We start from the raw sequence: 23,750 nt of genomic DNA, 5'->3' as shown, positions 1-23,750 counted from the left end.
AATATTCCCGAACCATTAGTACAAAACAAAACCATGAAAAAATCATTGTCATTTCTGTTCTCATTATTGGTGCTCATAGCGCCAGCCTTTTCACAAAAGTCTTACAAAGGCTTGCCGGTTATAAAGGCAACAGCCAAGGTAGCCGATTATAAAATTGGGAAGGAGTTCACAAAAGGAACCTGGCATATCATGCCCGAGGTTTCACCGGATGTGCTGCAAGTGCCGGTGCACAAGTCAAGGGAAAAAGTAACCTTTTACACTGATCGGGATTCTATCAGCTTTAATGTAAAGGCAAGGAAATCTTACCAGTTCTATGTGAACCTGAACGATACCGCTTATGCACTGACTGAACTGAAGGGATTTGGCTTTGATGCCTTAAAGTTTAATGAAAATCAAACCGTAGCTGCTTACACACTGCTGTATGAGGAGAACCAGGATAACACTTACCTGCAAACGCTGCGCTCTCAGTATAATTTAGATGCCGTTGTGGCAGGTGCTGCTAACGACACAGAGAAGGCGCTGAGCATGGTAAATTGGGTGCACAAGCAGTGGAAGCATAATGGAATGAACGAGCCAAGCCAGCCGGACGCACTGACCATACTCGCTGAGGCCAAAGAAGGCCAGCAGTTCCGCTGTGTGGAGTACGGCATCGTGACAACAGCTGCCTTAAACGCGATAGGCTTGCCGGCCCGCACTATGGGCTTGAAGATGAAGGAAGTGGAAACAATCGAATTTGGAGCTGGCCACGTGCTGTTAGAAGTATATTTACCAGATCTGAAAAAATGGGTGATGCTAGACGGGCAGTTTGACGTGATGCCAGTGTTGAACAATGTGCCTCTGAATGCAGTTGAGCTCCAGAAAGCTATTGCCGATAATTATGATAAACTTGAGATTAGAAGTCTATCTGGTACAAGCAAGGCAATGTATACAAACTGGGTGTACCCGTACCTGTACTACTTTGATGTAAAGTTTGATAACCGGGAGGGTGTTGCTTTCCAGAGAGAAACCGTAGACGGCAAGAGTTCGCTGATGCTGGTGCCGGTAGGAGCGAAGGTGCCGGAGGTATTCCAGCGCAAGTATAAAATGGACAGGTACAAACATACCAACTCCATTATTGACTTTTATCAAGCACCCTCTCCGATGAAGGGTGCGGAGAAAGTCGGAATCAGCTTAAAGTAGGCAGTAACTGCGTTCCAATAGCTAAAGATTGTCAAAAACCGGCTTTACAACCGAATAGTATAAAGCCAATATTCAAAATAGTTAAGGTAGTCTTAAGCTTAGCTATGAACCGAGTCTGGTTTAATAATTAGCCCTAGCCGAAGCTACCTCGACTACTCTAAAATAGCTGATGATCAGCTGTAGAAGTTTCTCACTTATATTACGCTTAGGTTTAACAGCAATGGCACTAAATCGACTGTTTCTATATCTGGTGGCTTTAATAGCCACAGCATGTGCAGGTAGCGGCAAAATAACCGAATCAGCCAAGGAAAACGCCGATTGGATATCCTTCAGTTGGGCCAGTGGCGAGGTAAGCGGAAAGCATTTTGACAAATTGGCAATTAATGTGCCAATACAACTCGAAGGCATACCGCATGCGTTTGATGACAGTTTGATTTAGGTGCCACAGGGGCAGTTATACTTTATGAGCAAAACCTTAGAAATTACTTCAGGCTTTACCCTGCCGTGCTGTCGAAGCTGGATACTTCTGTTACCGTGTTTCTAAACAACACAAAGAACCCTGTGATGCAGGGAGTTAGTTTTAAGCTTGATGAGGTAATATTTCAGAATCATCAGGTGACCCTATATAAAAACTATGGAAAGGAAATACCTATGGACTCCGTTGCTACGGAAACAACAAAGCATATAGGGACAGTGGGAGCCGGACTGGCAAAAGACAAACACCTGATTATAGACTACCCTAACCAGCGTCTTGCTTTGTTAGACTCCTTGCCTGAACCCACAGCTGCCAAAGTATCTTTTGTCGAGGCAAGAGTAGGGGCAGATAATCGCATTAAAGTGCCCTTGACTATAAGTGGAGAAACACATCACGTGATGTTCGATACGGGTGCAAGTCTGTTTCCTTTATCCGTTGGCACCGTCAGTTGGTACAAGTATGTTGACGCTCCTAAAAAAGATTCAATGGAAATTAACTCTTGGGGGCAGAAGGTATACATGTATAGTGCGCCTTCAAAAGTCGATGTATATTTAGGCAGTGCTAAGCTTCCTCGACCCCAAATTTATTCGCTGCTGAACAACAGCGATTTCGATAATTTTTTATAAAGAGGAGGGTGTTCTCGGTTTAACAGGTAATGCCTACTTCTTAAGTAATGTGGTTGAGATCGACTTTAAAAATAAGCGCTTTGGAGTTGTGCAGGAATAGCTGATTTTCGCAGTTTCAAATGAAACCTAATGGCGAAAGGCCCTGTTTATAATAGAGCAACTAGTAGCAGTATGACAGAAAAATGATTATATTTGTGGCATACTTGTTGAAGTATAAATAGTTAGAATTCGTTCTTTATTTATTGGGGATGACCGGAATTGACAGCTTGTGCAGATTGCGTGTAAGCATGTCGGGTGATGAACGTACACCTGTTAAAAATTCGTTCGAACAATAACTGGCGAATATAACTACGCCATGGCTGCTTAATCTAGGTATTAAGTAAAAAGCCATAGTCTCGTGCAGGTTTCGTGAAACTGCTTGTACATACGAGGCTTCGATCCGTTTCACTAGTCTGTGTAGCGATGTGATGCACAGGCGAAACTTAAGCATCTAAGGAGTGCGCATAGGCTTGACCTAGGCCCGCAAGCTCCCGACAATTCAACTAGCGTCTAAGCATGTAGAAGGCACGACGGTTTCCTTGTCTGGACCAGGGTTCGAATCCCTGCATCTCCACATTTTATTATAAAAGGGCTTTTGCGTTACGCAGAGGCCCTTTTTTGTTTAGTACTTCTTTTGTCTAGCAGTTTTATTTCTTGTAAAGTTTCGAGGGCTCCTTGTGTAGGTAACCAATTTGAAATTTCCTGGTGATCCGATAACTAAAAATTTTAATCGTAGTATCTCTTTACTTTAAATCACCAATAACCTTACTTAGGCCTTTTATTTCGTTTTTTATATGATTGTTGAAAAGGAGAAACAAGCCCTGTTTCAGGAAGTAGAGCAGGAGCTTAAAAATAATAATTTCAAAATTATTAAGCAGGATGACGCCCGGCCCTGGGGTGGATTTTTTGTGATTGATGAGAGTCAGGCAAAAGAGTTTGCAGGAAAGTATTTTGAAGGCATACCAGTTGAGGAACTTAAGATTTCCGGTAAGCTCAGCCCGAAGTTCTTATTAGTAGCACCAGGTAAGAGGCTTTCGTGGCAGTACCACCACCGGCGTGCAGAGATCTGGAAGGTGCTGAGAGGCAGAGTTGGTATAGTTACCAGTGCTACAGATGAGGAGGGCGAACTGCAGGAGCTTGAGCCGGGAACACTTATTACACTGCAACAGGGAGAAAGACACAGGTTGGTAGGATTGGATGAGTGGAGTGTTCTGGCTGAGATATGGCAGCACACAGATGCGGCTAAGCCTTCTGATGAGGAAGACATCGTAAGGGTGCAGGATGACTTTGGCAGGTAATTTTCTGCTGTGGAAGTAGAGAGTATTTATTTTAGGTAAAAAAGTAACCGCTCCATACTATAGGTTCTCTGCTGGCGTTAAGCGAGACGTACACTAAAAAGAATTAATGAATTACCTAGGTAAAGGGCTCGTATTGTTAGCCTCTGTATTTTTAATTGCCTCTTGTTCTTCCTCTAAAACGAAGCCAGGCAGTACCGGAAGGGTTATTGTAGTTGATGGCAAACAGGTGCGTGTGGCGAGTGGCCAAAAGGACAATGGCTTGCACAAGGGGTGGTATAAAAATCCCAATAACCCGCACCATCCACGCACTACAAACCCTGGCCATACCAAGCAGAAAAAGAAGGGGAACGGCAAGAAGAAAGGGTAAGCCTTCTAAAACCGGAGAAAAAAGGCGCTGTAACAGTAGTTGTTGCAGCGCCTTTTTTTGTACTTTAAAGTTCTGGTTATGAATTTACTTATACAAGAATTGATCTTTTCTTAGTTGAGAGAAGATAGTAAAGTTAAATTATATTAAACAATTATATATTTATATAGTATACTCGAATCTTACGGAACCAAATCTAAAACCCAGGTCTTATACTAACTTAAGACTGAAAACAACTTCTAACAATTATGCGAATTTTTAAACAAGGATTACTTACCCTGCTTATTGGCATCATGATCGCTTCATGTTCACCCCTTGCCAGAAGTAAGAAAGCGATAGTGCTGGATGATGACCGCAGAAGCATGCGCTTTAACAACGGGCGCCAGGAAAGCAAGAACAAAAAATGGAATAGCTCTAAGAGCTTAGGAAAGCAACGAAAGCAGAGGGATAAAGCCTTCAGGAAAAGGAGAAAGAACTAAGAAACACATTTACATTTTCTTATAGAGGCGACTAAAGGAGCATAAGGTACCTTTAGTCGCCTCTATGCGTATAAGCGCATATGGCAGAAAATTACAACCGTTACACCCGGTCTCCCCGAACCGAACAGCTTAAATGGGTTGATCATATGGCACGTCTGATGGATAATCAGTTTAAGGTGCCCGGAACCAACTTTCGTTTTGGCTTAGACCCCATACTTGGGTTTTTGCCCGTTGCAGGCGACCTGGCTTCCTTTGCAGTATCTGCCACCATTGTTATGGCAATGGCAAGACATGGTGCAAGCAGTAAATTAGTTGTGCTGATGCTGCTGAATATCGCATTAGACACGCTTATTGGTAGTATTCCAATCTTAGGTAATATCTTCGACTTCTTCTTTAAAGCCAATGAGCGTAACGTACGCATGCTTCGGTCATACTATGAAGAGGGAAAGTACCAGGGAAGCGGTAAAAATATAGCTATTGGTGTTCTGATAGGTATAATCGTGATCTTTATATTGTTACTTTGGGCGCTGTGGGAATTAGCAGAATGGGCTTACCATTTACTTGTAGGGATATTTTAAGCGCGACCCATAGTCTGAGCAAGTTTTAGTGCCTTGAGCGCACTTTCTTCTTTGTCTTTTATTTCCAGCATTATGTCCATATTCAAGCCTTCGGTTTCGGCTAGAAAGTCGTGGAAGAGTTGCTCCTGTATACTTTTTGTGTGTTTGCCTTTGCGCTCTCCTATAGCCTGTGAGCTGTAGTCCATCATCAGAATACCATCTTTTTCTGTTTGCCAGGTAGCGGCAGCCATTTGTACGGCCTCCCGCATCGGCTCCCCGTTATTTATGCACTCGTGGTGCAGATTATCAAAAATAACAGGCATACCCGTCAGTTCATGCAGGTGCAGGCAATCCTGCAATGTGTATGTACGGTCATCATTCTCCACACAAAGCCGTGCCTTTACTGCGTCGGGCACCATAGTTTGGTATACCTCCGCGAAGCGCTGTATGGCAGAGGGTTTGTCCCCATAGGCACCGCCGCCATGTATCTGTAGCTTAGCGGTGGTGTCTAGTTCCATCAGGTCCAGCACACTTCCCTGGTAAACCAATTCTGCAACACTGTTTTTTACTGTTTGCGGGTTGGGCGAATTAAGCACTACAAATTGGTCGGGGTGCATAGAGATACGCATGTTATTGTTCTTTATGTAAGCACCCAACCTGCGGAAGGTCATTCTAAAGTGTTCCTGCCAGTTGTATTGATTTACTTCATGGGAGGCAAAAGGCACCAAATCAGAGGTGAGACGGAAAAAGAGCAAGCCGTTTTCTACATTGTACTTAAGTATCTGGCGAAGGCAGGCTAGGTTCTGTTCCACGGTCTCAATAAGGCGTTCTTCAGAATAAGAGGCAAGCCGGAACGTTCGGGAGGAGCTACAGTCAAGCGTTTCGTTCACACAGGGATATCCGATCTTCATAGGCGCAGGTGCTTTAATCTTATAATAACCTACGCAGGCAGCTATAGTTTAGCTGCCTTTATTTATAGCCTGTATTGTCTTTGAAGAATTTGTTATACTCCTCCTTTTCTTTTCTGATGCGTTCTATTTCCTGGAGTAGCAAGAGCTCCTGTAGCTTCTTTTTTTCCTTACCCTCTCTGGAAAGCATATCATACAATAAAGTTGCCGGACTCATTATTGTTGCCGGAGCCGGTGCAGCAGGAGGAGGTGGCTCAAGCCCGGGGATATAGCCTGGTTTTTTTACCTGGCTTGTCTGCTCCCGTTTCATATTGCGCAATGCGCGCTGTATCATTTCCGGTGATGGACGGCTGGTAACTTCTACTTCTCCAAGCATTACACTATCCTCCTGCAACACGATATTCACGCGTATCTCAGAAACAGGAAGTTGTTTGGGAAGGTAAAGAAGTGGTTTAAAGCCAATGGCTCTGATCAATAGCGTATCCTCCTGTGCCACATCAATCAGGAACTTTCCTTCCTCGTCGGAGATAACACCTCTCTGTGAATTGATTTTAACGATACTGGCTCCTGGTATGGGGGTAGTCTTGTCTGGCTGCAGAACAGTGCCACTAATCCTGATTGTTTTCTGTGCATGGGCCGGCAAGGCACAAAGTAGCAGGATTGGAAGTAAGAGTAGCAGTAGTGTTCGGAGCATGTGCTGTATGGATGACCCGCCTTCTTAGCAAGTTTAGATTATTACGCCTGAGATGGCCAAAAATTATGCCAACCCTTAACTTAATATTTTGCCAAGATACAAAAGGAAAACATGAAAGGCTAAAAAGCCAAACGCCTGTAGTGGAGGGTGCTACAAGCGTTTGGCTTCATTGTGAGTTTTATCTACTCGTTTGTTCTGTTCATGCGGTGGTACTTGCTCCTGTTTTTCTCATACTCCTTATACTGCTCCGGAGAAAGCTTTTCTTTTACCCTTTGATCGGTTTCTCTGTCAATACGCTCTTGTTCTTCTCTCATTTGGCTCTCAGTAAGTGGTTGAGTATTGGTAGCAGCCTCATCGGTCTGGCCGCCCATGCGAGCGGTATCGGTGTACTGGTAACGCTGTTCCAGTTCGCTTAACTGCCTGCTACGGTCATAGTAAATCTTTACCATTTCAGTTGCCAGATCCTCATCAAGACCCAAGTCTGAGACAAATTCCCCTGAATAGCGGTCTACTTCAAAGCCATACATCTGGTCAGCCTCCGGACTGGATGGAGGTGCTCCTCCTGGTTCACGGTCGCCGTATCCTCTGATGTGATTTGGATTTACGCTTTCATCTTCATTGGCATATTCTACCTCAGTAGAGGTTCCTGTGTCTTCGGCACAGGATGTGGTTAAAAACAATACAGTACTTAGTGCAAATATCGGATATAGTATTTTTTTCATAGCTTGGGTTAATTTGAGTTTACAGCTTAGCCCATCTTTGCCGGGCTTTAAGCTAAATTCTCTTGTTTTTACGGCTGCTTGGTTGTTATAGTTTGACATAAAGCTAGTCCTGCCCCAGACTCTGTGGATAGAAGTCCTATATATTTTACTGCCCTGACAGAAAAAGAAAAGCCGGTATTAAACCGGCTTTTTGTAATTTAAGAGAAAGAGCTCTAAGCTTGTTTTAGCTCAAAAACTGTTATCTCTGGCAAGAAGCCAACACGTCCTGGATATCCTAAGAAGCCAAGGCCTGTATTAACATACAGATGCTGTTGCCCCTTTTTGTACAAACCTGACCACTGCTTATACACATACTGCACGGGGCTCCATTTCAAGCCTGGGATATTTACGCCAAACTGCATTCCATGCGTATGGCCGGATAAGGTTAAGTCAATGTCCTGGTACTTTTGGTTGATTTCGCCATCCCAGTGGGAAGGATCATGTGAGAGAAGCACCTTAAACGGTGCGCCTTCGGCACCTTTATAAGCTTCTTCTAAACGGCCATATTTAGGAAAGCCAGCCCTGTTGCCCCAGTTCTCCACGCCAAGCACGGCAATTTTTTCACCATCTTTTTCTATGATCCGGTTCTCATTCATAAGAAGCTGCCACCCCATTTCAGCATGGCTATCCTTAAGGCGCTGCAGGTTTTCCCGCTTGGCAGTTGGTGTTGGCCACTCACGTACATAGTCAGCATAGTCATGATTACCCAACACGGAGTAAACAGCTGTTTTGGCTTTGATCTGCTTTAGTGTCGGGATGTGTGGTTGTACCTCCGAAGCCAGATTGTTAACCAGGTCACCGGTGAAGAAAACAAGGTCAGCTTCCTGCTTATTTATTAGAGCCACTGCTTCTTTTAAAGGATCAGTGGAATTAAAGCTGCCTGTATGCAGATCAGAAATCTGCAGCATCTTATAACCCTCAAAGGCTTTGGGTAGGTTAGGGAAGCGCAGGGTAACACGCTTTACCCGGTAATCATAGGCACCCTTAACCATGCCATAAATAAATGCGGTGAATGGTATTGCTGCCACCAGCAGGCCCATCTGGCTTAAGAACTGGTTTCTGGAAGGATCGAACGGCACTTCTTTGCTAACGCTGTTAAAGGCATACTTCCCCAGACGAACCACATCATCGAGCATCAGGAAAACAACCACTACCAGTTTAGATGCGAAAATAACAAACAAGGTGCTGATCATGTAGGTGTAGAAAGCACTTGGTGGAGTACCTCTGTTGACAGATGCTACCACAAAGGTGCCTGCCGTTATGGCAAAAATTGCCCAATACAGAAAGTAAAGAACCCGCTGTGAGAGAGGAGTAAGATTTTGTGTAACCATCCTGATTGCCTGAAATACATATAGGTCTATAAAGAACAGGATCATGATTACGATACCAAAAGAAAGAATGCGCTGCATCATATATTGAACAACTTATCTGGCACTAAAAGAATGCCTAAGCAGATACTTAAAGAGTTAAATTAAAATATTATAATAATTAGCTGTTACTGCTGAACTAATCGGCAAGGAAATTAATTGCATTAGCATCTTATTCTTTATCAAAATCTATACCGTAAGTGAAAGACGTAGAAGCTACTGCCATTGCGCCATACCAGCAGCCCCTGAACATTAAAACCTGGGCCGAAGAAGATCGCCCAAGAGAGAAACTCTTGTTAAAAGGTAAAGCTGCTCTGAGCGATGCTGAACTAATCGCGATTTTAATTGGCTCTGGAACACAAAAGCTAACTGCTGTGGATGTGGCTAAGCTGATACTTGCCGCTGTAGGAAACGACCTGAATGAGCTGGCAAAGCTTTCGGTAAAAGACCTGATGAAGCATAAAGGAATAGGGGAGGCTAAAGCAATTACGATTGTAAGCGCCCTGGAGCTTGGCCGGCGCCGTAAAGAAACTGTCGCAGGGGCAAAGACACGGATTACCTGCTCTACTGATATTTATAATTATATTAAACCTCAACTGCTGGATTTGCCGCACGAGGAGTTCTGGGTTATACTGTTAAACCGAGCCAATGTGGTCATGAAAAAAGAAAGCATCAGTTCGGGAGGGGTGGCAGGAACAGTGGCAGATCCTAAGATTATCTTCAAAAAAGCGCTGGAGCAGTTAGCCAGCTCCATTATTTTGGTGCACAACCATCCAAGCGGAAACATTAAACCCAGTGCCGCGGATATCTCGCTTACCAAAAAAATGAAAGAAGCCGGACAATTTCTCGATTTGCCGGTGCTGGATCATATTATCTTCACGGACAATGACTATTACAGCTTTGCTGATGAAGGATTGCTGTAAAGGGATGTTAATCTTCTTCTAGAATCTCTTTTACCCTGCCAACCTCACCGGTTTCAAGGCGTACTTTGATGCCATGCGGATGTGTTGGGGATTTTGTAAGTATATCCTGTACATAACCTTCTGTAAGATCACCGGTTCGCTGATCTTCTTTCAGGACAATGTTCACGTGCAGGCCAGGTTTTATGTCAGATCGCTTTCTGCCGTCCATCATTATTGTTTAACTGTTACAATATTAAGGTATGGAGCTTCTTCATCAAAACTGTTTCTTTTTACAGCGGTTACATCCTGCTTTTTGAGTTCAAGCTTTTCGATCTGCTGTAAGTCTGCCAGGAGCTTCTCCTTGTCTGATACTAATTGATCATTGATAGTGAGCTTTAGCTGTTGGTGATCCGGAGATACCTGAAAGAAATCATATACTTCCTGCACCCGTACCAGCGAAACACTTTCCCTCAGCCTAATGATAACAGCACCTTCTCTGGCTTTGTCTCCAAACTGTTTTACTGCATCCTGCTCCTTTATCACCTCAACTGAGGCAATCTGATCAGGTTCTACAATAAATGCTCCCATCGCTGTCTCCTGTGCATTGATGGTTACGTAGGGTTTTACAACATGTAGATCTTTCTGTATAGGTGCAGGTTTGGCATTAGGATGTTCGGGTAGTACCTGTGCATTTGCAATAATGTTGCTACCTGCTACCAGGAGCAGTAGGAGGGTGAAGCATGCTTTCATGGAGTGTATTAAGTTAACGGTTATGGAACTTCGTGGATTTCTCTTTTGCTGTTTGATTATTCCGCTCCAAGTCGTTAACGTATTTCATGTATATAAAGATGGCTGTAATGCCTATTAAATGGCCGGCTAAAATGAGGTGCAGACCTAGGTGACTATCAGAAAAGTTTAGTGTCCATTCTACAGCTCCTACTACTACCAGAAGGGCAGCTAATTTGTAAAGCTGCTTATCTATCGTTCTTGGTTTCATCAAACTATTGTTTAATTGAACAAAGTCCGGCCCCTTTTACTAAAGAGTAGATGGGTAATGCCTGGGTTTGTATTTTGCAAGGGTAATATATGAAATTAATATATCTGATGTTAAGTTATATTCTGGAATTCAAGTGAATGGTAGATATAAGTAAGGGAAGTGCAGCAAATTGTGTATCAAATGCTAAGTAGTATGCTAAGCATTTAACGCTTCCAGGTCAGATACGTGAAGGCTTCTCAACATAGAAGTCTTCTTATTCTGGTGTTCCTGCATGCGCACCAGGATGTCGTGTAACAATTCTATTGCCTGCACCACATGAGGACCTTTGTTTAGCATGACACAGTCTGCCCGCTGAGCCATGGCCGCATCCGTGATTTCGGCCCTGGAAGGCCGCCCTTTCTTGGCGAGGGTCTCCAGTACCTGTGTTGCCCAGACTACTGGCATATGTGCTGCCTCACATAACCACAATATTTCTTCCTGCACCTCTGCCAGGCGTTGCCAACCACACTCCACTGCCAGGTCGCCACGTGCTATCATAATGCCGGCAGGATTGTTTTTCATGGTAGCCAAAAGCAGGTGGGGAAGATTGCGGAAGCCTTCCTGCGTCTCTATCTTCAACATAATTCCCAGCTTCTTTTTTGCCTTCAGATTTTGTAGTTCCTGGTACAGCGCCTCAACGTTCTCTACCTGGTTTACAAAGGATAGATTTACGATATCGGCATACTTGGTAACAAACTTCAGGTCGTGTTTATCCTTCTCGGTCAGGCCCTGCACATGTATGCGGCTTTCAGGTAGATTTATTCCCTGGTCGGCCCGAAGTTTACTTCCTGTATCGCTGGCAGAAGTGATTTTAATTAAAAGTTGATCAGCATCAACCTCCTGAATCTTTCCTTCTATTTTGCCATCGTTAAAAAGGATGGATTGTCCCTCTTTTACCTGTGAGAACACTTCTGGCAGGGTACAGGCAATATGTGCAGGCTGTATTACATGACCCATGGCATCATAATGAGCAGGCTCACCTGGTATCTGATCTTTGGTAAGCACCAATAGGTTGTCTTTTTTTAGTACGATGGGAGAAAATATTGCAGGGAGGTTACCAACCCTTATTTTTCGATCAGCTACTGAACTGTTCCTTACTTGTAGCTCTGTGCCTGTGGTGATATAGGAAGTTTTAAAAAGATGTGCTAAAACACCTTTCTTCTCTTTCCGAATAACTGAAAGAGAACGTTTACGTCCCCGTGTATCTGTAAAATGTATTTTGTCCCCTTCCTGGAGTTGAACAAGCCACTCCAGGCTAACTGGCAAAGAGGCATCAGTGCCTTTGGGAGCTTGTGTGCCAGGTGGTGCCAGCCATATTCTGGAGGCTTCAGTTGTCTGCCCCAGATCATTCTGAACCGGGCGGAGCACTGCCAGTTTTGGTCCCTCTTTGAGAGGTCCTGTTCTTAACTTAGGACCCATTAGGTCCATTAATATTTTACAATCAAGGCCAGTCTCTTTTCGTGCTGCCTTAACATGCTGTACCATTTTTAACCACTCCCGCTTAGTATCATGTGCACAGTTAATGCGTGCACAGTTCATGCCTGCTTTCAGCAGGCGGAGTATAAGCTCATAGCTATCTGCGGCCTCTCCGGGTATTGTGACCATGATCCGGGTAGAACGATCTTTTGGCCTTGGCCCAAGTAAAGCTTCTGTATGCTCTGCAAGTAACTTTTTGTTTTCAGTAAAAGATACAGCTAAGCGCTTAGGTACTACTGTACAGGAAGCTAACTGGCAAAGCTGATTGCGAACAGCCTGTAAGCTAGCTAGAACATGCCCTTCTGCCCGGCCCAAAGATGACAGGCCCAACTGCGAAAGCTCTTCCTGCAGTTCCCGGATATCATGATGTCGGAGCGCCAGGTAATGCAGTAAGTTGGTAGCGCTTTTCCTGAACTCCGGAGCAACCTTAGTAATAGCATTAGAAAATTTTTTCTCAAGCGCTGTTGCCTCTTCATACAAATGATCCAGTTGTGCGATCAGGTCTTCGTATTGCTTATTTGGTTGTGACATAGCTTAAGGTTTGGCCTTACTAACCTTACGGATATACAGTTATGAGGTGACCCATGCTGGTAACAGAAGCCAGAAAAGTTTAACTTGTATACCAGTGCCTATTGCTGCTAGTCTGTGTACTTATCGATCCAGTCGAAGTGCTTCTGGATGATGTTATCTTTTTCTTTTTCAATGTGAGAAAGGTACGCCTTAGCTACCGGTGAGAAATTTTTGTTTTGTAGCCAGATAAGGTTCCATGTTGTTTTTAGAGGCAAGCCATCTACAGGTATAATTTTTAAGCTTTGCTGGTTTAGCTCGTTTTTAATTCCGATCAAAGGCATGATGGAGTAACCTAATCCTGCTAACAGAGCTTGTTTAACTGCTTCGTTAGATGTTAGCTCTAACTTCTTTCCTACAGTTATTTTGTTGCTGGCAATAAACCTCTCCATGGTTAAGCGCGTGCCAGAGCCGGCCTCCCGGTAGATCAGGGGCAACATCTTAAATATCTCTAACTTATATTTCTTTACCTTCTCTGTCTGTACTTCGCTGCCCACTAAATATAGTTTGTTTTGCATCAGTTCCACGTTGCTCACTTTTATGTGCTCGGGCAGAATTGAAACTAAAGCAAAGTCGGTCTCATTATTTTCCAGGCACTCCAGCACTTTAGATTTGTTGGTTACGTCCATTACCAACTCCACTCCTTCATGTTGCTTCAGAAAACTCGATAGGAAATAAGGCATTACATACTTCCCTGTCGATACGACTGATAGCCTGAGCTTACCGGTTAGCAGCCCCTTATGAGCTAAAGTTTTATAGTTGATGGCGTGTACTTCGTTCAGAATTTTTTCTGCTGCTGCAGCAATTTCTTTCCCAAAGTCTGTGATATAGATTTTCCTGCCAATGACCTCTGTGAGCGGGACTTCAAACTGTTCCTGCAGGTTTTTTAGCTGTATAGATATAGCAGGCTGTGTGAGGTGCAGTTCCTATGCAGCCTTTGTTATACTCTTTACCTGGGTGATCTTCAAAAACACCTGTAACTGATGTAATGTATAATTCATAAATTTTATTTATGCTTTTCATTAAAAATATAAAGTATTATTTATAAATCAAAATATAGATGTTTGCAGTAGAATAATAAAAAAACTGTGAGCAATATGATAACATTAACTGAAAGTCAACTTGATAAGGCGGGTGTGGATACACCTCCGCGCACCAGGATAGCAGTTGCTAAAGGCGACGGTATAGGACCTGAGATAATGGATGCCACCTTGTGTGTGCTACATGCCGCAGGTGCAAGGCTAGATATAGAAGAGATTGAAGTAGGGGAGAGTGTTTATCTGGCCGGGCAGCCTTCAGGCATCACCAAAGAGGCTTGGGAAATAATCCGGCAAAGCAAGATCTTGTTAAAAGCACCTATCACGACACCACAAGGCGGCGGGTACAAAAGCCTGAACGTAACCATGCGAAAAGCACTGGGGCTGTATGCAAATGTGCGTCCCTGTGTTAGTTTGTCCCCTTTTGTCAATACAAAGCATCCTGTGATGGATGTAGTGATCATCCGGGAGAATGAGGAAGACTTGTATGCCGGCATCGAACACCAGCAGACGGACGAGGTAGTGCAATGCCTGAAACTGATTAGCAGGCCCGGGTGCGAAAAAATTGTGCGCTATGCATTTGAGTATGCGCGCCAGTATGGCCGCAAAAAAGTGAGCTGCTTTACCAAGGATAATATCATGAAGCAGACCGATGGGCTTTTTCATAGGGTATTTGACGAAATAGCGCTTGAATACCCGGAAATTGAGAAGGAGCATTGGATTGTAGACATAGGTGCGGCCATGCTGGCCGACACACCCGAGAAGTTTGATGTGATTGTGATGCCTAACCTGTACGGCGACATATTATCTGATGTGGCTGCGCAGATCACTGGTTCAGTAGGGTTGGCAGGTTCTGCTAACATAGGAGAAACGTGTGCCATGTTTGAGGCCATCCATGGTTCTGCTCCCCGCATTGCCGGTTTAAATGTTGCCAATCCGTCCGGTTTACTGCAGGCCGCTTGCATGATGCTTAACCACATAGGTCAGAATAGCATAGCAGAGAAAATTCAGAATGCCTGGCTCAAGACCATAGAAGAGGGAATCCATACGCCGGACATCTACCAGGAGGGAGTTAGTAAGCAGAAAGTAGGTACGCACGAGTTCGCTCTTGCCCTTATAAAGAACTTGGGGCAAAAGCCGGAAACGCTACAGCCCGTTGCTTATGCTAAAGGAATAAAGCTTAACCTGCCAAAGTATACGCGCAAGCCCGCCATTCATAAAGAGCTTCTTGGAGTAGATGTATTTGTGCACTGGAGCGGAACAGACCCTGAGGTGCTTGCCAAGCAGTTGCAGCAGTTAGACGCACCAGAAGTGAAGCTGAACATGGTCACAAACCGAGGCATCAAAGTATGGCCTGAGGGATTTGCAGAGACTTTCTGCACCGATCACTGGCGCTGCCGCTTTATGCACGTGGATGGAAAGGCTATCACAAAACAGCACATCGTGGAAATTCTTTCTAAAGCCATTCAATTAAATATAGACACCATTAAAACAGAAAACCTATATGCCTTCGATCGTAAAATTGCCTTCTCGCTTGGGCAAGGCCAATAAGGAGAAGCTCTTTAAACTCACTGCACTTGCGAAAGGTAAAAAAGTATTGCCTTCCATGCTCAACATGCAGCTCGCAGTAAGTGGTATTGCTGCGATAAGTGGCCTGCTGCTGGCTTTTGAAACTTCAGAGGTTCAGTTCAGTGAAATGTACAAGGCCTTGGCCATAGGTGCTTGCCTTAACATGTTCCGTTTAATTGCTAACAACAATACTTCCATTCAAAAATAAGCCATCATGAAAACTTTAAAACTAATCGAGGGAATTTTTACCCCTTCCGAAGCAGCAGAGATTCTGCTTGAGATGATCAACAAAAAGATCAATTTCCACAACCTGAAAAACCTTAGCTCTCAGATCCACTTCAGCAGGCCAGACTCCGTGTCAGGTAGAAGAATAAAAGAGCTGAAGGAAGCTAGGGAACAGTTACTATGCCTTATAGAGGAGGCAAAAATCAATGAAGAAAACCTGGTAATAGAGTCGCAGATAAAGATCTCTTTTGAGACTGAGGGGCTGCCAAAAGAAATATGTTTAGAGGTAGAAAGCTACTAATTGCCACTAAGCACCAAAAAGAGCAGGTTATTGCGCCTGTTTTAGAAAAGGCCTTGGGTGTGAGCTGTGTTGTAGCAGATCAATTTGATACGGATGTGCTGGGTACCTTTACAGGTGAGGTGGAACGAGAAGCAGACCCCTTAACGACAGCCCGCAAAAAGTGTGAAATGGCTCTGGAGTTGCATGGTTGCGATCTGGCTGTTGCCAGCGAGGGCTCTTTCGGACCGCACCCTGTACTAGGTTTTATGCCTGTTGATGAAGAATTTCTGGTGTTGGTTGATAAAAAAAACAACCTGGAAATAACAGCTCGGGAGATGAGCCTTGAGACAAATTTTGCAGGTGAGGTGGTAAAAACAGAGGAAGAACTGCTACGCTTCGCTGAAAATGCGAACTTCCCCTCACACGCACTTGTGCTCAAGGCATCGAAAAACTCTGCTACCAACATCACGAAAGGTATTACTTCAACAGCGCAGTTACTTGCTGCTTTCAACTCACTACTGCAACACCGGAAAAGTGTGTATGTAGAAACGGACATGCGGGCAATGTATAACCCCACCCGCATGTCCGTCATCAAGCAACTAACAGAAAAGCTGCTAAGCAAGATAAAATCCTGCTGTCCGGTGTGTGAAACTCCTGGTTTTGGAGTCACGAGTGTTAAACCAGGGCTCCCGTGTGGTGCGTGTGGCTTTCCAAGTCATTCTGTGCTTAGCGAAATCTATACTTGTGCAAAATGCTCTCATACTGTTGAGACTATGTACCCGCATAACAAAACAGAGGAAGATCCTACCTATTGTCAATTGTGTAATCCATAAAGATGAAAAATAGATTGTTTTTAATATGTCCTGCATCCAACGTAGAGCATTTCCTGAAAAGGAAGTACCACGGCAATTGCTACTTTCTAACTGCACTGGCAGGGGTTTTCCAGTTTCAGGATAAGTCTTATACAGAGGAGTTGATAGATGTTGTTGAAAGAGAGAGGATAGAAGAGATAGTTGTTGTGAACGACACCTCCTGCCGCTTTATGTATAATGTGCTGGCGAAGCAAAAAGGCTATAACACACATGCTGAGCAGATTCTCATAGACCTTCTAATAGAAAACTATAGCAAAGTAATGGAAAAACCTTCTATAACTGATCAGGTAAAGCAGTTAGCAGAAGTTAATGTCCGGCGACAAATAGAGGAGTTACTTTCCATTAATTATTTTCTGCAGGAGGTAGTGCTGCAGAAAATTAGTATCAGCGGTTTAATCACTTCTAAAGCAGCAGGGGAGGTAGTGGAAGTGGAAACTCTAGTAAGGGAGTTGACTTTATGAATTTAGACTTACTACTTGACAACCTGACTAGCCCTGCCCTTCTTTTCTTTATACTAGGTGTTCTAGCGGTTCAGCTTAAAAGTGATCTGGAGATTCCTCCAACCTCTTCAAAATTCATATCTCTTTACCTGCTGTTTTCTATTGGATTCAAAGGTGGACAGGAACTGGCGCATAGCGTTTATAGTATAGAAATTGTCTGGGCTGTCCTTTTTGGAATGCTTATCTCCTGCGGCATCCCTTTTTATACTTTCTTTTTATTAAAAAGAAAACTAAGTGTTGAAAATGCTGGCGCTGTAGCCGCTGCTTATGGCTCTGTGAGTGCCGTTACCTTTGTTACCGCGGTTTCCTTTCTGGAATTTCAGCAATTGTCATTTAGCGGGCACATGGTGGCTGTGATGGCTTTTATGGAGGCTCCGGCTATAATTGTTGGAGTGATTTTAATAAGTTTATTCTGCGAGAGGAAGGAGCATTCGCCCAATATCCGGAACATTGTGCATCATTCGTTTACTAATGGCAGTGTATTGCTCATTTTGGGTAGCCTGGCCATAGGTCTGATGGCCAGTGAGAAGCAAGCACAGGGAATCGAACCTTTTACTACAGATTTGTTTAAAGGCTTTCTCGCTATCTTCCTACTCGATATGGGCATTGTAAGCGGAAGAAAGCTGGGAGACTTCTTTAAGAGTGGCTGGTTTACCTCTATTTTTGCAGTGGTAGTGCCACTTATGAATGGTTGCGCCATAGCGTTGCTAAGTGGCCTGGTAACACCTGAACCAGGAAACAGGCTTATGTTTGCTGTGCTAGCTGCGAGTGCCTCCTATATTGCTGTGCCTGCCGCCATGAAGATTGCTGTGCCGCAGGCCAATCCAGGTATCTTTTTACCAATGGCGCTGGCTGTCACCTTTCCATTTAACATCACTTTTGGTTTGCCAATCTATCTGTCAGTAATTGGCGCCTTTTAGGTAAAATAGCCTCAACAACTGGCTTGGAGATCAAGGGCAGTATGGTGAAATGTATGAGCTAAGTTGGGTAAAGTCCATTAAGTAAGGCTATAGTTGTATTATCCAAAGTATAAAACTGCTGCTCTAAATCAAACAAAATTTGAAGGAGCATGCAATTATACTTTCGTGCTCAAAAATTACGACCTTTGCAGAAACAACAGAAATTGAGTTTTATGCAGAGACCGCTGAGACTGATCATACTTGCTGGCGTAGTGCTGGTGCTATTCTACTTTTTTAAAGACGCATTCTTCAATGATGAAAATTATATACAGCCCCTGCTAAAGGAGCGTGAAGATAAGGACCTGTCGTTTAGGAGCAGGACTAATTCGCCTTTTATCGATGAAGAACGCCGGAGCTTCAAGAATCTGGTATACTACGAGCCAAATCTGGAGTATCGGGTAAAGGCGCAGGTAGAGGAGTTGCAGAAGCAGGATACTTTGCTGATGCCACTCACCAGTGGAAGTTATGAGCCTTATTTGCGTTATGGTATTGCTGCTTTCGAAATGGAAGGGCAGCCACAGCGCCTGACACTCTATAAAAAGCTGAGCGGTGAGAAGAAAGATCAGCTCTTCGTGCCCTTTACAGACAAAACGAATGGTTTTGAAACGTATGGTGGTGGCCGTTACCTGGATGTGCCTTTCGAGGAGGGCGACAAGACGGTAATGCTGGATTTTAACCGTGCTTACAGCCCTTTCTGTGCATATAACCCTGATTATGCCTGCCCTGTGCCTCCAAAGGACAATCGTTTAGGAATAGCCATACCGGCAGGAGAGAAAACTTACGAGAAGTAACTTCCCCGGCACTTGTGCCACTAAGCGGAATTATGTTTAATTTTGGTGAATATTGGCTTCTGCAGTAGAAGCAATACTTTAAAAGAGACAGAATAACACTATGCTGATTTCATTCGACTGGCTGAAACAACTTATACATACAGATAAAACCGCAGACGAAGTAGGTACTTTATTAACAGGTGCAGGCCTGGAAGTAGAGGCAATTCACAATTTTGAGATGGTGAAGGGTGGCCTGGAAGGTATTGTGCTGGGAGAGGTGCTTACCTGTGAACGTCATCCGGATGCGGATCGCCTGAATATAACCACAGTAGATATCGGTGCCGGTGAGCCAAGCCAGATCGTGTGTGGTGCGCCAAACGTAGCAGCTGGCCAGCGTGTGGTAGTGGCTACCGTAAATAGTACGCTGCACCCAACTGGCGGTGATTCTTTCAAGATCAAGAAGTCGAAGATCCGTGGTGCGGTATCAGAAGGCATGATCTGTGCCGAGGATGAGATCGGTATTGGCCAGTCGCATGCCGGTATTATGGTGCTGGATACCGACCTGCCGAACGGCACGTCTGCCGCTGAGTTCTTCGGCCTGGGTTCTGATAAAGTTTTTGAGATCGGCCTGACGCCAAACCGTGCCGATGCCGCCTCGCATTACGGCGTAGCCCGCGATCTGCAGGCTCTGATCAATACACCAGCTATACTTCCTGCTGTTGATGATTTCAAAGTCGATAATACAAAGAAGCCAATTGCAGTAGAGGTGGAGAATACGGAGGCATGTCCACGTTATGCCGGGGTGACTATCACAGGTCTGCAGGTTGGTCCATCACCGGAATGGATGCAGAAACGTCTGCGTGCTGTTGGTTTATCGCCGATAAACAACGTAGTGGATGTTACTAATTACGTGCTGCACGAACTTGGGCAGCCACTTCATGCTTTTGATGCCGATAAGATCAAAGGCGACAAGATCATTGTAAAGACAGTTGATGAGGGCACTACTTTCAAAACGCTGGACGGTGTGGAGCGAAAGCTGAAAGCTACTGACCTGATGATCTGCGACACAGAAGGCCCCATGGCAATTGGTGGTGTTTTTGGCGGCGAAGCGTCTGGTGTGACAGATGAAACCACAAGTATCTTCATTGAGAGTGCCTATTTCTCTTCGGATTGGGTACGCAAGACAGGTATGGCACATGGCTTAAAAACGGATGCTTCATTCCGCTTTGAGCGTGGCACTGACCCTAATATGGTTATCACAGCTTTGAAGCGTGCTGCGCTACTGGTGCAGGAGGTTGCTGGCGGAGAGGTGTCTTCTGAGATTGTGGATGAATATCCCAACCCGATCGGGAGTAAAGAAATTACGCTGAGTATAGAGCGTGCGCATATATTGATTGGGAAGCATATAGGTACGCAACGTATCAAGTCCATACTTTCAGATTTAGGAATAGAGGTTACCGGAGAAACAGATACGCACCTGACGCTGTCGGTGCCTCCATTTAAAGTAGATGTTACCCGAGAGGCCGATGTGGTGGAGGAGATCCTGCGCATTTATGGCTTCAATAACATTGAGATGGATGAGAACCTGGCGACTACTTTCCTGGCCAAATTCCCGAACCCATACGCCGAAGATGTGACGGATGTGATCATGAACTACATCGCAGCCAACGGCTTCCATGAGATCATCACCAACTCTATCACCAACTCTAACTACTATAAGCCGGCAGGCGAGGCAGAGATGGCCGGGCTGGTGCAGGTCATAAACTATAACTCCGAAGACCTGGATGTAATGCGAAAAAGCATGGTATTCTCTGGTTTGGAGGTGCTGCGCCGCAACATCAACCGCCGTCAGCGCGACCTGAAGTTGTTTGAACTGGGAAAAGTATACGAACAGCAGGAGGGAGAACTTAAAGAAAGCCGCAAGCTTTCGCTATACATGGCTGGTAATGTGACCGCCGAGAGCTGGAAGCAGCCAAGTATGAAGACAAGCTTCCATGATCTGGCGGGAGTGGTACAGAATGTGCTTCGCAAGCTGAACGCCGGCGATTTTGAAGTGCAGCCACTGGAGCAGAGCAGCTATATGCGTCAGGGTATCTCTTATGTGAAGAACGGAACAGAGATAGCAAAGCTAGGTGTGTTGGATGCCGGCTTAACCAAGTTTATGGAGGTGAAAGAGCAGGTGTGGTATGCCGAACTGAACTGGGATTACCTGCTCAAGAAGTATAAAGACAGATTGATTGCTGAAGAGCTTCCGAAGTTCCCGGAGGTGCGCCGCGACCTGTCGTTGGTGCTGGATAAGAGCGTTACTTTCGACCAGGTAAAACAAGTGGCATTCAGAGTAGAGCGAAAGCTGCTGCAGGATGTAAACGTATTTGACGTGTACGAAGGAGATAAAATAGAGGCAGGCAAGAAAGCCTATGCCCTTAGCTTTACGTTGCTGGACAAACAGCAAACATTAACCGATAAGGTGATCGATAGTGTGATGAATCGCCTGATGCAGCAATTTGAGAAGCAGTTGGGAGCATTTATCCGCAAATAGTGTTATGCCAAAGGAAAAGCAACTACAACAACTCCAGCATATTGAAGAAAAGCTGCGCAAGCTGATTTCCCGCTACACAGAGGTGCAGCAGAAGCTGGCCCAGGCCCAGGAAGAAATAAAACACCTGCAGGGCTTAGTGGGAGAAAAGGAGCAGCAAATAAAAAATTTTCAAAATCAGGAGAATATTGTTAAAATTGTAGATACGATAGCAGGAAACGCTGCAAATTCGACAGAGTTAAAGCTCAAGCTAAACGAATACATTAGAGAAATCGATAAGTGTATTGCTTATCTTCAGGACTAAGCTGCAGATGGAAAGGATGTTAAAGACCTTTAACTGTAGTCAGGTTGATAAGCAAGACAATAATTAACGCAACGGATGGGTGAATTATCAATAAAGATTCGCATCGCGGAACGCGAGTATCCGATGCGGGTAAAAGAGGAGGAAGAGGAAAGACTTCGGGTTGTCGGAAAGTTACTGAACGAGCGCCTTCGTTTTTATAAGGACCAGTTCAGTATTCAGGATAAACAGGACCTGTTGGCTATGGTTGCTTTTGAGACCATGGTAGAGAAGTTGAAACTGGAGGATGAGAAAGCTGCTCATATCTCTAAAGTTGGTCAACAACTCAACGTTCTGGACGACCTTCTCTCATCGACAAATAAATAAGCTCAGGCAGCCAGGGTTATTCTGGCCTGCCACTTATACTTCGTTTCAGGCATTCAGCCTTATACTGTTCCTTTGCAGGTGCTGCTATACGTTTTTATTAACCTTTAAACTATAGTTATGCCCGATATCCTTTATTACTTATTAACGGCCGTTGTTGCGCTTGGAGTGGGCGTATACATCGGGCGATCACTGTTGCAAAAGGTGTACAAGCAACAGGAGAAAGACGCGCGGCAGAGAGCCAAGAACATCATTCGTGAAGCCGAGATCAATGGCGAGAGCATCATGAAGGATCGTATCCTGGAGGCTAAGGAAAAATACCTGAAGCTTAAGTCGGAGTTCGAGGAGGAGATGAACAAGAAAAAGAACATCATCATCCAGAACGAGAACAAGGTGAAGCAGCGCGAGCAGCACGTCTCCAAGCAGATGGAAGAGGTAAAGCGCAAAGAGAACGAGCTGCACAAAGAAAAGGAGCACCTGGATACACAACTGGAGCACCTGAAGAAGCGCAAGGAAGAGGTAGAGCATCAGCACGATGAAGTAGTAAGGCAGCTGGAGCAAATCGCCGGCCTTACCGCATCTGAAGCCCGCGAACAGATGGTGGAGGCGCTGAAGAACGAAGCTACCACACAGGCTTCTTCGCACATCAAAGACATCATTGCCCAGGCGAAGCTTACCGCTACCAAAGAAGCCAAGAAGATCGTTATCGAAACCATTCAGCGCACTGCCGCTGAACACGCTATTGAGAATTGCGTGTCGGTGTTCAACATCGAAAGTGATGACATCAAAGGTAAGATCATTGGCCGTGAAGGACGTAACATCCGTGCTTTAGAGGCAGCCACAGGAGTGGAGATCATCGTGGATGACACACCGGAAGCGATCATTATCTCTGGTTTCGACCCGGTTCGCCGTGAGATTGCGCGTCTGTCGTTGCACCGCCTGGTAGCCGATGGCCGTATTCACCCTGCCCGTATTGAGGAGGTTGTTTCCAAGACCCGTAAAAACATTGAAGAGGAGATCGTGGAGATCGGTGAGCGTACTGCAATTGATCTTGGTATCCATGGCCTTCATCCTGAACTGATCAAGATGGTGGGGCGCATGCGTTTCCGTTCATCGTATGGTCAGAACCTGCTGCAGCACTCACGTGAAGTGGCTAACCTTTGCGCCACTATGGCAGCGGAGCTTGGCCTGAACGTGAAGCACGCGAAACGTGCGGGTCTGTTACACGATATTGGTAAAGTAACGCCGGATGAGCCGGAATTGCCACACGCCATTATCGGTATGGAGCTTGCCAAGAAGTATAAAGAGCATCCGGATGTATGTAATGCCATTGGTGCTCACCACGATGAGGTAGAGATGACCGCAATGGTTTCTCCGCTTATCCAGGCCTGTGACGCTATTTCTGGTTCAAGACCAGGAGCACGTCGCGAGATCATGGAATCGTATATCAAGCGTTTGAAGGAGTTGGAAGAAACTGCTGTTTCGTTTGAAGGTGTGAACCAGTGCTATGCTATCCAGGCCGGTCGTGAGTTGCGCGTGATGGTAGATGCTGATAATGTGACGGATGAAAAGGCGGCACAGATCTCTTTTGATATTTCACAAAAAATTGA

Annotated in this window: 27 protein-coding genes, 1 other RNA gene and 1 pseudogene; 20 read left to right on the top strand and 9 right to left on the bottom strand. The window is 44.9% G+C overall.

The genetic code is table 11. The features are described 5' to 3' along the window. Positions 1 to 33: 33 nt before the first annotated feature. The 8 genes from ACFSRY_RS12185 to ACFSRY_RS12150 all read left to right on the top strand — a co-directional run bounded on the left by ACFSRY_RS12185 (position 34) and on the right by ACFSRY_RS12150 (position 5,038). Complete coding sequence (locus ACFSRY_RS12185) at positions 34 to 1,179, top strand: transglutaminase-like domain-containing protein (RefSeq protein ID WP_377507610.1); 1,146 nt, start codon at positions 34 to 36, stop codon at positions 1,177 to 1,179. A 220-nt stretch (positions 1,180 to 1,399) separates the two neighbouring features. After that, positions 1,400 to 1,618, top strand: coding sequence for a hypothetical protein (locus ACFSRY_RS12180; RefSeq protein ID WP_377507607.1), 219 nt, complete (start codon positions 1,400 to 1,402; stop codon positions 1,616 to 1,618). A 65-nt stretch (positions 1,619 to 1,683) separates the two neighbouring features. Next, positions 1,684 to 2,280 (top strand): hypothetical protein, encoded by a 597-nt coding sequence (locus ACFSRY_RS12175; RefSeq protein WP_377507604.1) that lies wholly within the window; start codon positions 1,684 to 1,686, stop codon positions 2,278 to 2,280. Between the two features lie 244 nt (positions 2,281 to 2,524). Next, positions 2,525 to 2,896, top strand: a transfer-messenger RNA (tmRNA) gene (gene ssrA, locus ACFSRY_RS12170). 217 nt (positions 2,897 to 3,113) lie between these two features. After that, positions 3,114 to 3,617 carry a phosphoheptose isomerase gene (locus ACFSRY_RS12165; RefSeq protein ID WP_377507601.1) on the top strand — a complete coding sequence of 168 codons (504 nt, stop codon included), beginning with the start codon at positions 3,114 to 3,116 and terminating at the stop codon, positions 3,615 to 3,617. 106 nt (positions 3,618 to 3,723) lie between these two features. After that, entirely contained in the window at positions 3,724 to 3,984 is a 261-nt protein-coding gene (locus tag ACFSRY_RS12160; protein ID WP_377507598.1) for a hypothetical protein, read from the top strand. 245 nt (positions 3,985 to 4,229) lie between these two features. Then, positions 4,230 to 4,460 (top strand): hypothetical protein, encoded by a 231-nt coding sequence (locus tag ACFSRY_RS12155; protein WP_377507595.1) that lies wholly within the window; start codon positions 4,230 to 4,232, stop codon positions 4,458 to 4,460. A gap of 80 nt (positions 4,461 to 4,540) precedes the next feature. Next, complete coding sequence (locus tag ACFSRY_RS12150; protein ID WP_377507592.1) at positions 4,541 to 5,038, top strand: DUF4112 domain-containing protein; 498 nt, start codon at positions 4,541 to 4,543, stop codon at positions 5,036 to 5,038. On the opposite strand, the gene uvsE is transcribed toward ACFSRY_RS12150, so the two are convergent. The 4 genes from uvsE to ACFSRY_RS12130 form a co-directional block, all read right to left on the bottom strand. Beyond that, positions 5,035 to 5,928 carry a UV DNA damage repair endonuclease UvsE gene (gene uvsE / locus ACFSRY_RS12145; protein WP_377507589.1) on the bottom strand — a complete coding sequence of 298 codons (894 nt, stop codon included), beginning with the start codon at positions 5,926 to 5,928 and terminating at the stop codon, positions 5,035 to 5,037. The two genes, ACFSRY_RS12150 and uvsE, sit on opposite strands and share 4 nt — an antisense overlap. Before the next feature lie 58 nt (positions 5,929 to 5,986). Beyond that, positions 5,987 to 6,619: a carboxypeptidase-like regulatory domain-containing protein gene (locus tag ACFSRY_RS12140; RefSeq protein ID WP_377507586.1), complete on the bottom strand. Its 633-nt coding sequence runs from the start codon at positions 6,617 to 6,619 to the stop codon at positions 5,987 to 5,989. A gap of 182 nt (positions 6,620 to 6,801) precedes the next feature. After that, a complete protein-coding gene (locus ACFSRY_RS12135; RefSeq protein WP_377507582.1) occupies positions 6,802 to 7,341 on the bottom strand; it encodes a hypothetical protein in 540 nt (179 codons plus the stop codon). Positions 7,342 to 7,553: 212 nt separating this feature from the next. Next, positions 7,554 to 8,792, bottom strand: coding sequence for a metallophosphoesterase (locus tag ACFSRY_RS12130; protein WP_377507579.1), 1,239 nt, complete (start codon positions 8,790 to 8,792; stop codon positions 7,554 to 7,556). 155 nt (positions 8,793 to 8,947) lie between these two features. Here ACFSRY_RS12130 and radC point away from each other — a divergent pair, with 155 nt between their 5' ends. Further along, on the top strand, positions 8,948 to 9,670 hold the full coding sequence (gene radC / locus ACFSRY_RS12125) for a RadC family protein (protein ID WP_377507576.1): 723 nt from the start codon (positions 8,948 to 8,950) through the stop codon (positions 9,668 to 9,670). Between the two features lie 7 nt (positions 9,671 to 9,677). On the opposite strand, the gene ACFSRY_RS12120 is transcribed toward radC, so the two are convergent. From ACFSRY_RS12120 to ACFSRY_RS12100, 5 genes and pseudogenes are all read right to left on the bottom strand, one after another. Then, the gene (locus ACFSRY_RS12120; protein ID WP_377507978.1) at positions 9,678 to 9,878 is read right to left on the bottom strand and encodes a YwbE family protein; all 201 of its coding nucleotides are present in this window, start codon (positions 9,876 to 9,878) and stop codon (positions 9,678 to 9,680) included. 2 nt (positions 9,879 to 9,880) lie between these two features. Then, positions 9,881 to 10,399, bottom strand: a complete 519-nt coding sequence (locus ACFSRY_RS12115) for a hypothetical protein (protein ID WP_377507573.1) — start codon at positions 10,397 to 10,399, stop codon at positions 9,881 to 9,883. A 13-nt stretch (positions 10,400 to 10,412) separates the two neighbouring features. Then, complete coding sequence (locus ACFSRY_RS12110) at positions 10,413 to 10,646, bottom strand: hypothetical protein (protein WP_377507570.1); 234 nt, start codon at positions 10,644 to 10,646, stop codon at positions 10,413 to 10,415. Between the two features lie 195 nt (positions 10,647 to 10,841). Next, on the bottom strand, positions 10,842 to 12,692 hold the full coding sequence (locus tag ACFSRY_RS12105; RefSeq protein WP_377507567.1) for a pyruvate kinase: 1,851 nt from the start codon (positions 12,690 to 12,692) through the stop codon (positions 10,842 to 10,844). A 107-nt stretch (positions 12,693 to 12,799) separates the two neighbouring features. Beyond that, positions 12,800 to 13,729: pseudogene (locus tag ACFSRY_RS12100) on the bottom strand (LysR family transcriptional regulator). A gap of 96 nt (positions 13,730 to 13,825) precedes the next feature. On the opposite strand from ACFSRY_RS12100, the gene ACFSRY_RS12095 reads away from it, so the two are divergent. The 11 genes from ACFSRY_RS12095 to rny form a co-directional block, all read left to right on the top strand. Continuing rightward, positions 13,826 to 15,316, top strand: coding sequence for an NADP-dependent isocitrate dehydrogenase (locus ACFSRY_RS12095; RefSeq protein WP_377507564.1), 1,491 nt, complete (start codon positions 13,826 to 13,828; stop codon positions 15,314 to 15,316). Next, positions 15,270 to 15,542 (top strand): hypothetical protein, encoded by a 273-nt coding sequence (locus ACFSRY_RS12090; RefSeq protein ID WP_377507561.1) that lies wholly within the window; start codon positions 15,270 to 15,272, stop codon positions 15,540 to 15,542. Before ACFSRY_RS12095 ends, ACFSRY_RS12090 begins: the two co-directional genes overlap by 47 nt. Positions 15,543 to 15,548: 6 nt before the next feature. Then, complete coding sequence (locus tag ACFSRY_RS12085; protein ID WP_377507558.1) at positions 15,549 to 15,860, top strand: hypothetical protein; 312 nt, start codon at positions 15,549 to 15,551, stop codon at positions 15,858 to 15,860. After that, positions 15,836 to 16,672 (top strand): DUF6671 family protein, encoded by an 837-nt coding sequence (locus ACFSRY_RS12080; RefSeq protein WP_377507555.1) that lies wholly within the window; start codon positions 15,836 to 15,838, stop codon positions 16,670 to 16,672. The genes ACFSRY_RS12085 and ACFSRY_RS12080 overlap by 25 nt, the downstream gene beginning before the upstream one ends. A 2-nt stretch (positions 16,673 to 16,674) precedes the next feature. Continuing rightward, positions 16,675 to 17,172: a carbonic anhydrase gene (locus ACFSRY_RS12075; RefSeq protein WP_377507552.1), complete on the top strand. Its 498-nt coding sequence runs from the start codon at positions 16,675 to 16,677 to the stop codon at positions 17,170 to 17,172. Continuing rightward, positions 17,169 to 18,131: a sodium-dependent bicarbonate transport family permease gene (locus tag ACFSRY_RS12070; RefSeq protein WP_377507549.1), complete on the top strand. Its 963-nt coding sequence runs from the start codon at positions 17,169 to 17,171 to the stop codon at positions 18,129 to 18,131. The genes ACFSRY_RS12075 and ACFSRY_RS12070 overlap by 4 nt, the downstream gene beginning before the upstream one ends. Before the next feature lie 212 nt (positions 18,132 to 18,343). Further along, complete coding sequence (locus ACFSRY_RS12065) at positions 18,344 to 18,961, top strand: DUF1684 domain-containing protein (RefSeq protein ID WP_377507546.1); 618 nt, start codon at positions 18,344 to 18,346, stop codon at positions 18,959 to 18,961. 100 nt (positions 18,962 to 19,061) lie between these two features. Continuing rightward, positions 19,062 to 21,479: a phenylalanine--tRNA ligase subunit beta gene (gene pheT / locus ACFSRY_RS12060; RefSeq protein ID WP_377507543.1), complete on the top strand. Its 2,418-nt coding sequence runs from the start codon at positions 19,062 to 19,064 to the stop codon at positions 21,477 to 21,479. A 4-nt stretch (positions 21,480 to 21,483) separates the two neighbouring features. Further along, complete coding sequence (locus tag ACFSRY_RS12055; protein ID WP_377507540.1) at positions 21,484 to 21,780, top strand: hypothetical protein; 297 nt, start codon at positions 21,484 to 21,486, stop codon at positions 21,778 to 21,780. Between the two features lie 75 nt (positions 21,781 to 21,855). Next, the gene (locus ACFSRY_RS12050) at positions 21,856 to 22,143 is read left to right on the top strand and encodes a cell division protein ZapA (RefSeq protein WP_377507537.1); all 288 of its coding nucleotides are present in this window, start codon (positions 21,856 to 21,858) and stop codon (positions 22,141 to 22,143) included. A gap of 117 nt (positions 22,144 to 22,260) precedes the next feature. After that, the coding region (rny, locus tag ACFSRY_RS12045; protein WP_377507534.1) for a ribonuclease Y at positions 22,261 to 23,750 on the top strand (1,490 nt) is incomplete at its 3' end.

Source organism: Pontibacter locisalis (assembly GCF_042684605.1).
Classification (GTDB): Bacteria; Bacteroidota; Bacteroidia; order Cytophagales; family Hymenobacteraceae; genus Pontibacter; species Pontibacter locisalis.
This window is presented reverse-complemented; position numbering and strand designations above follow the sequence as displayed.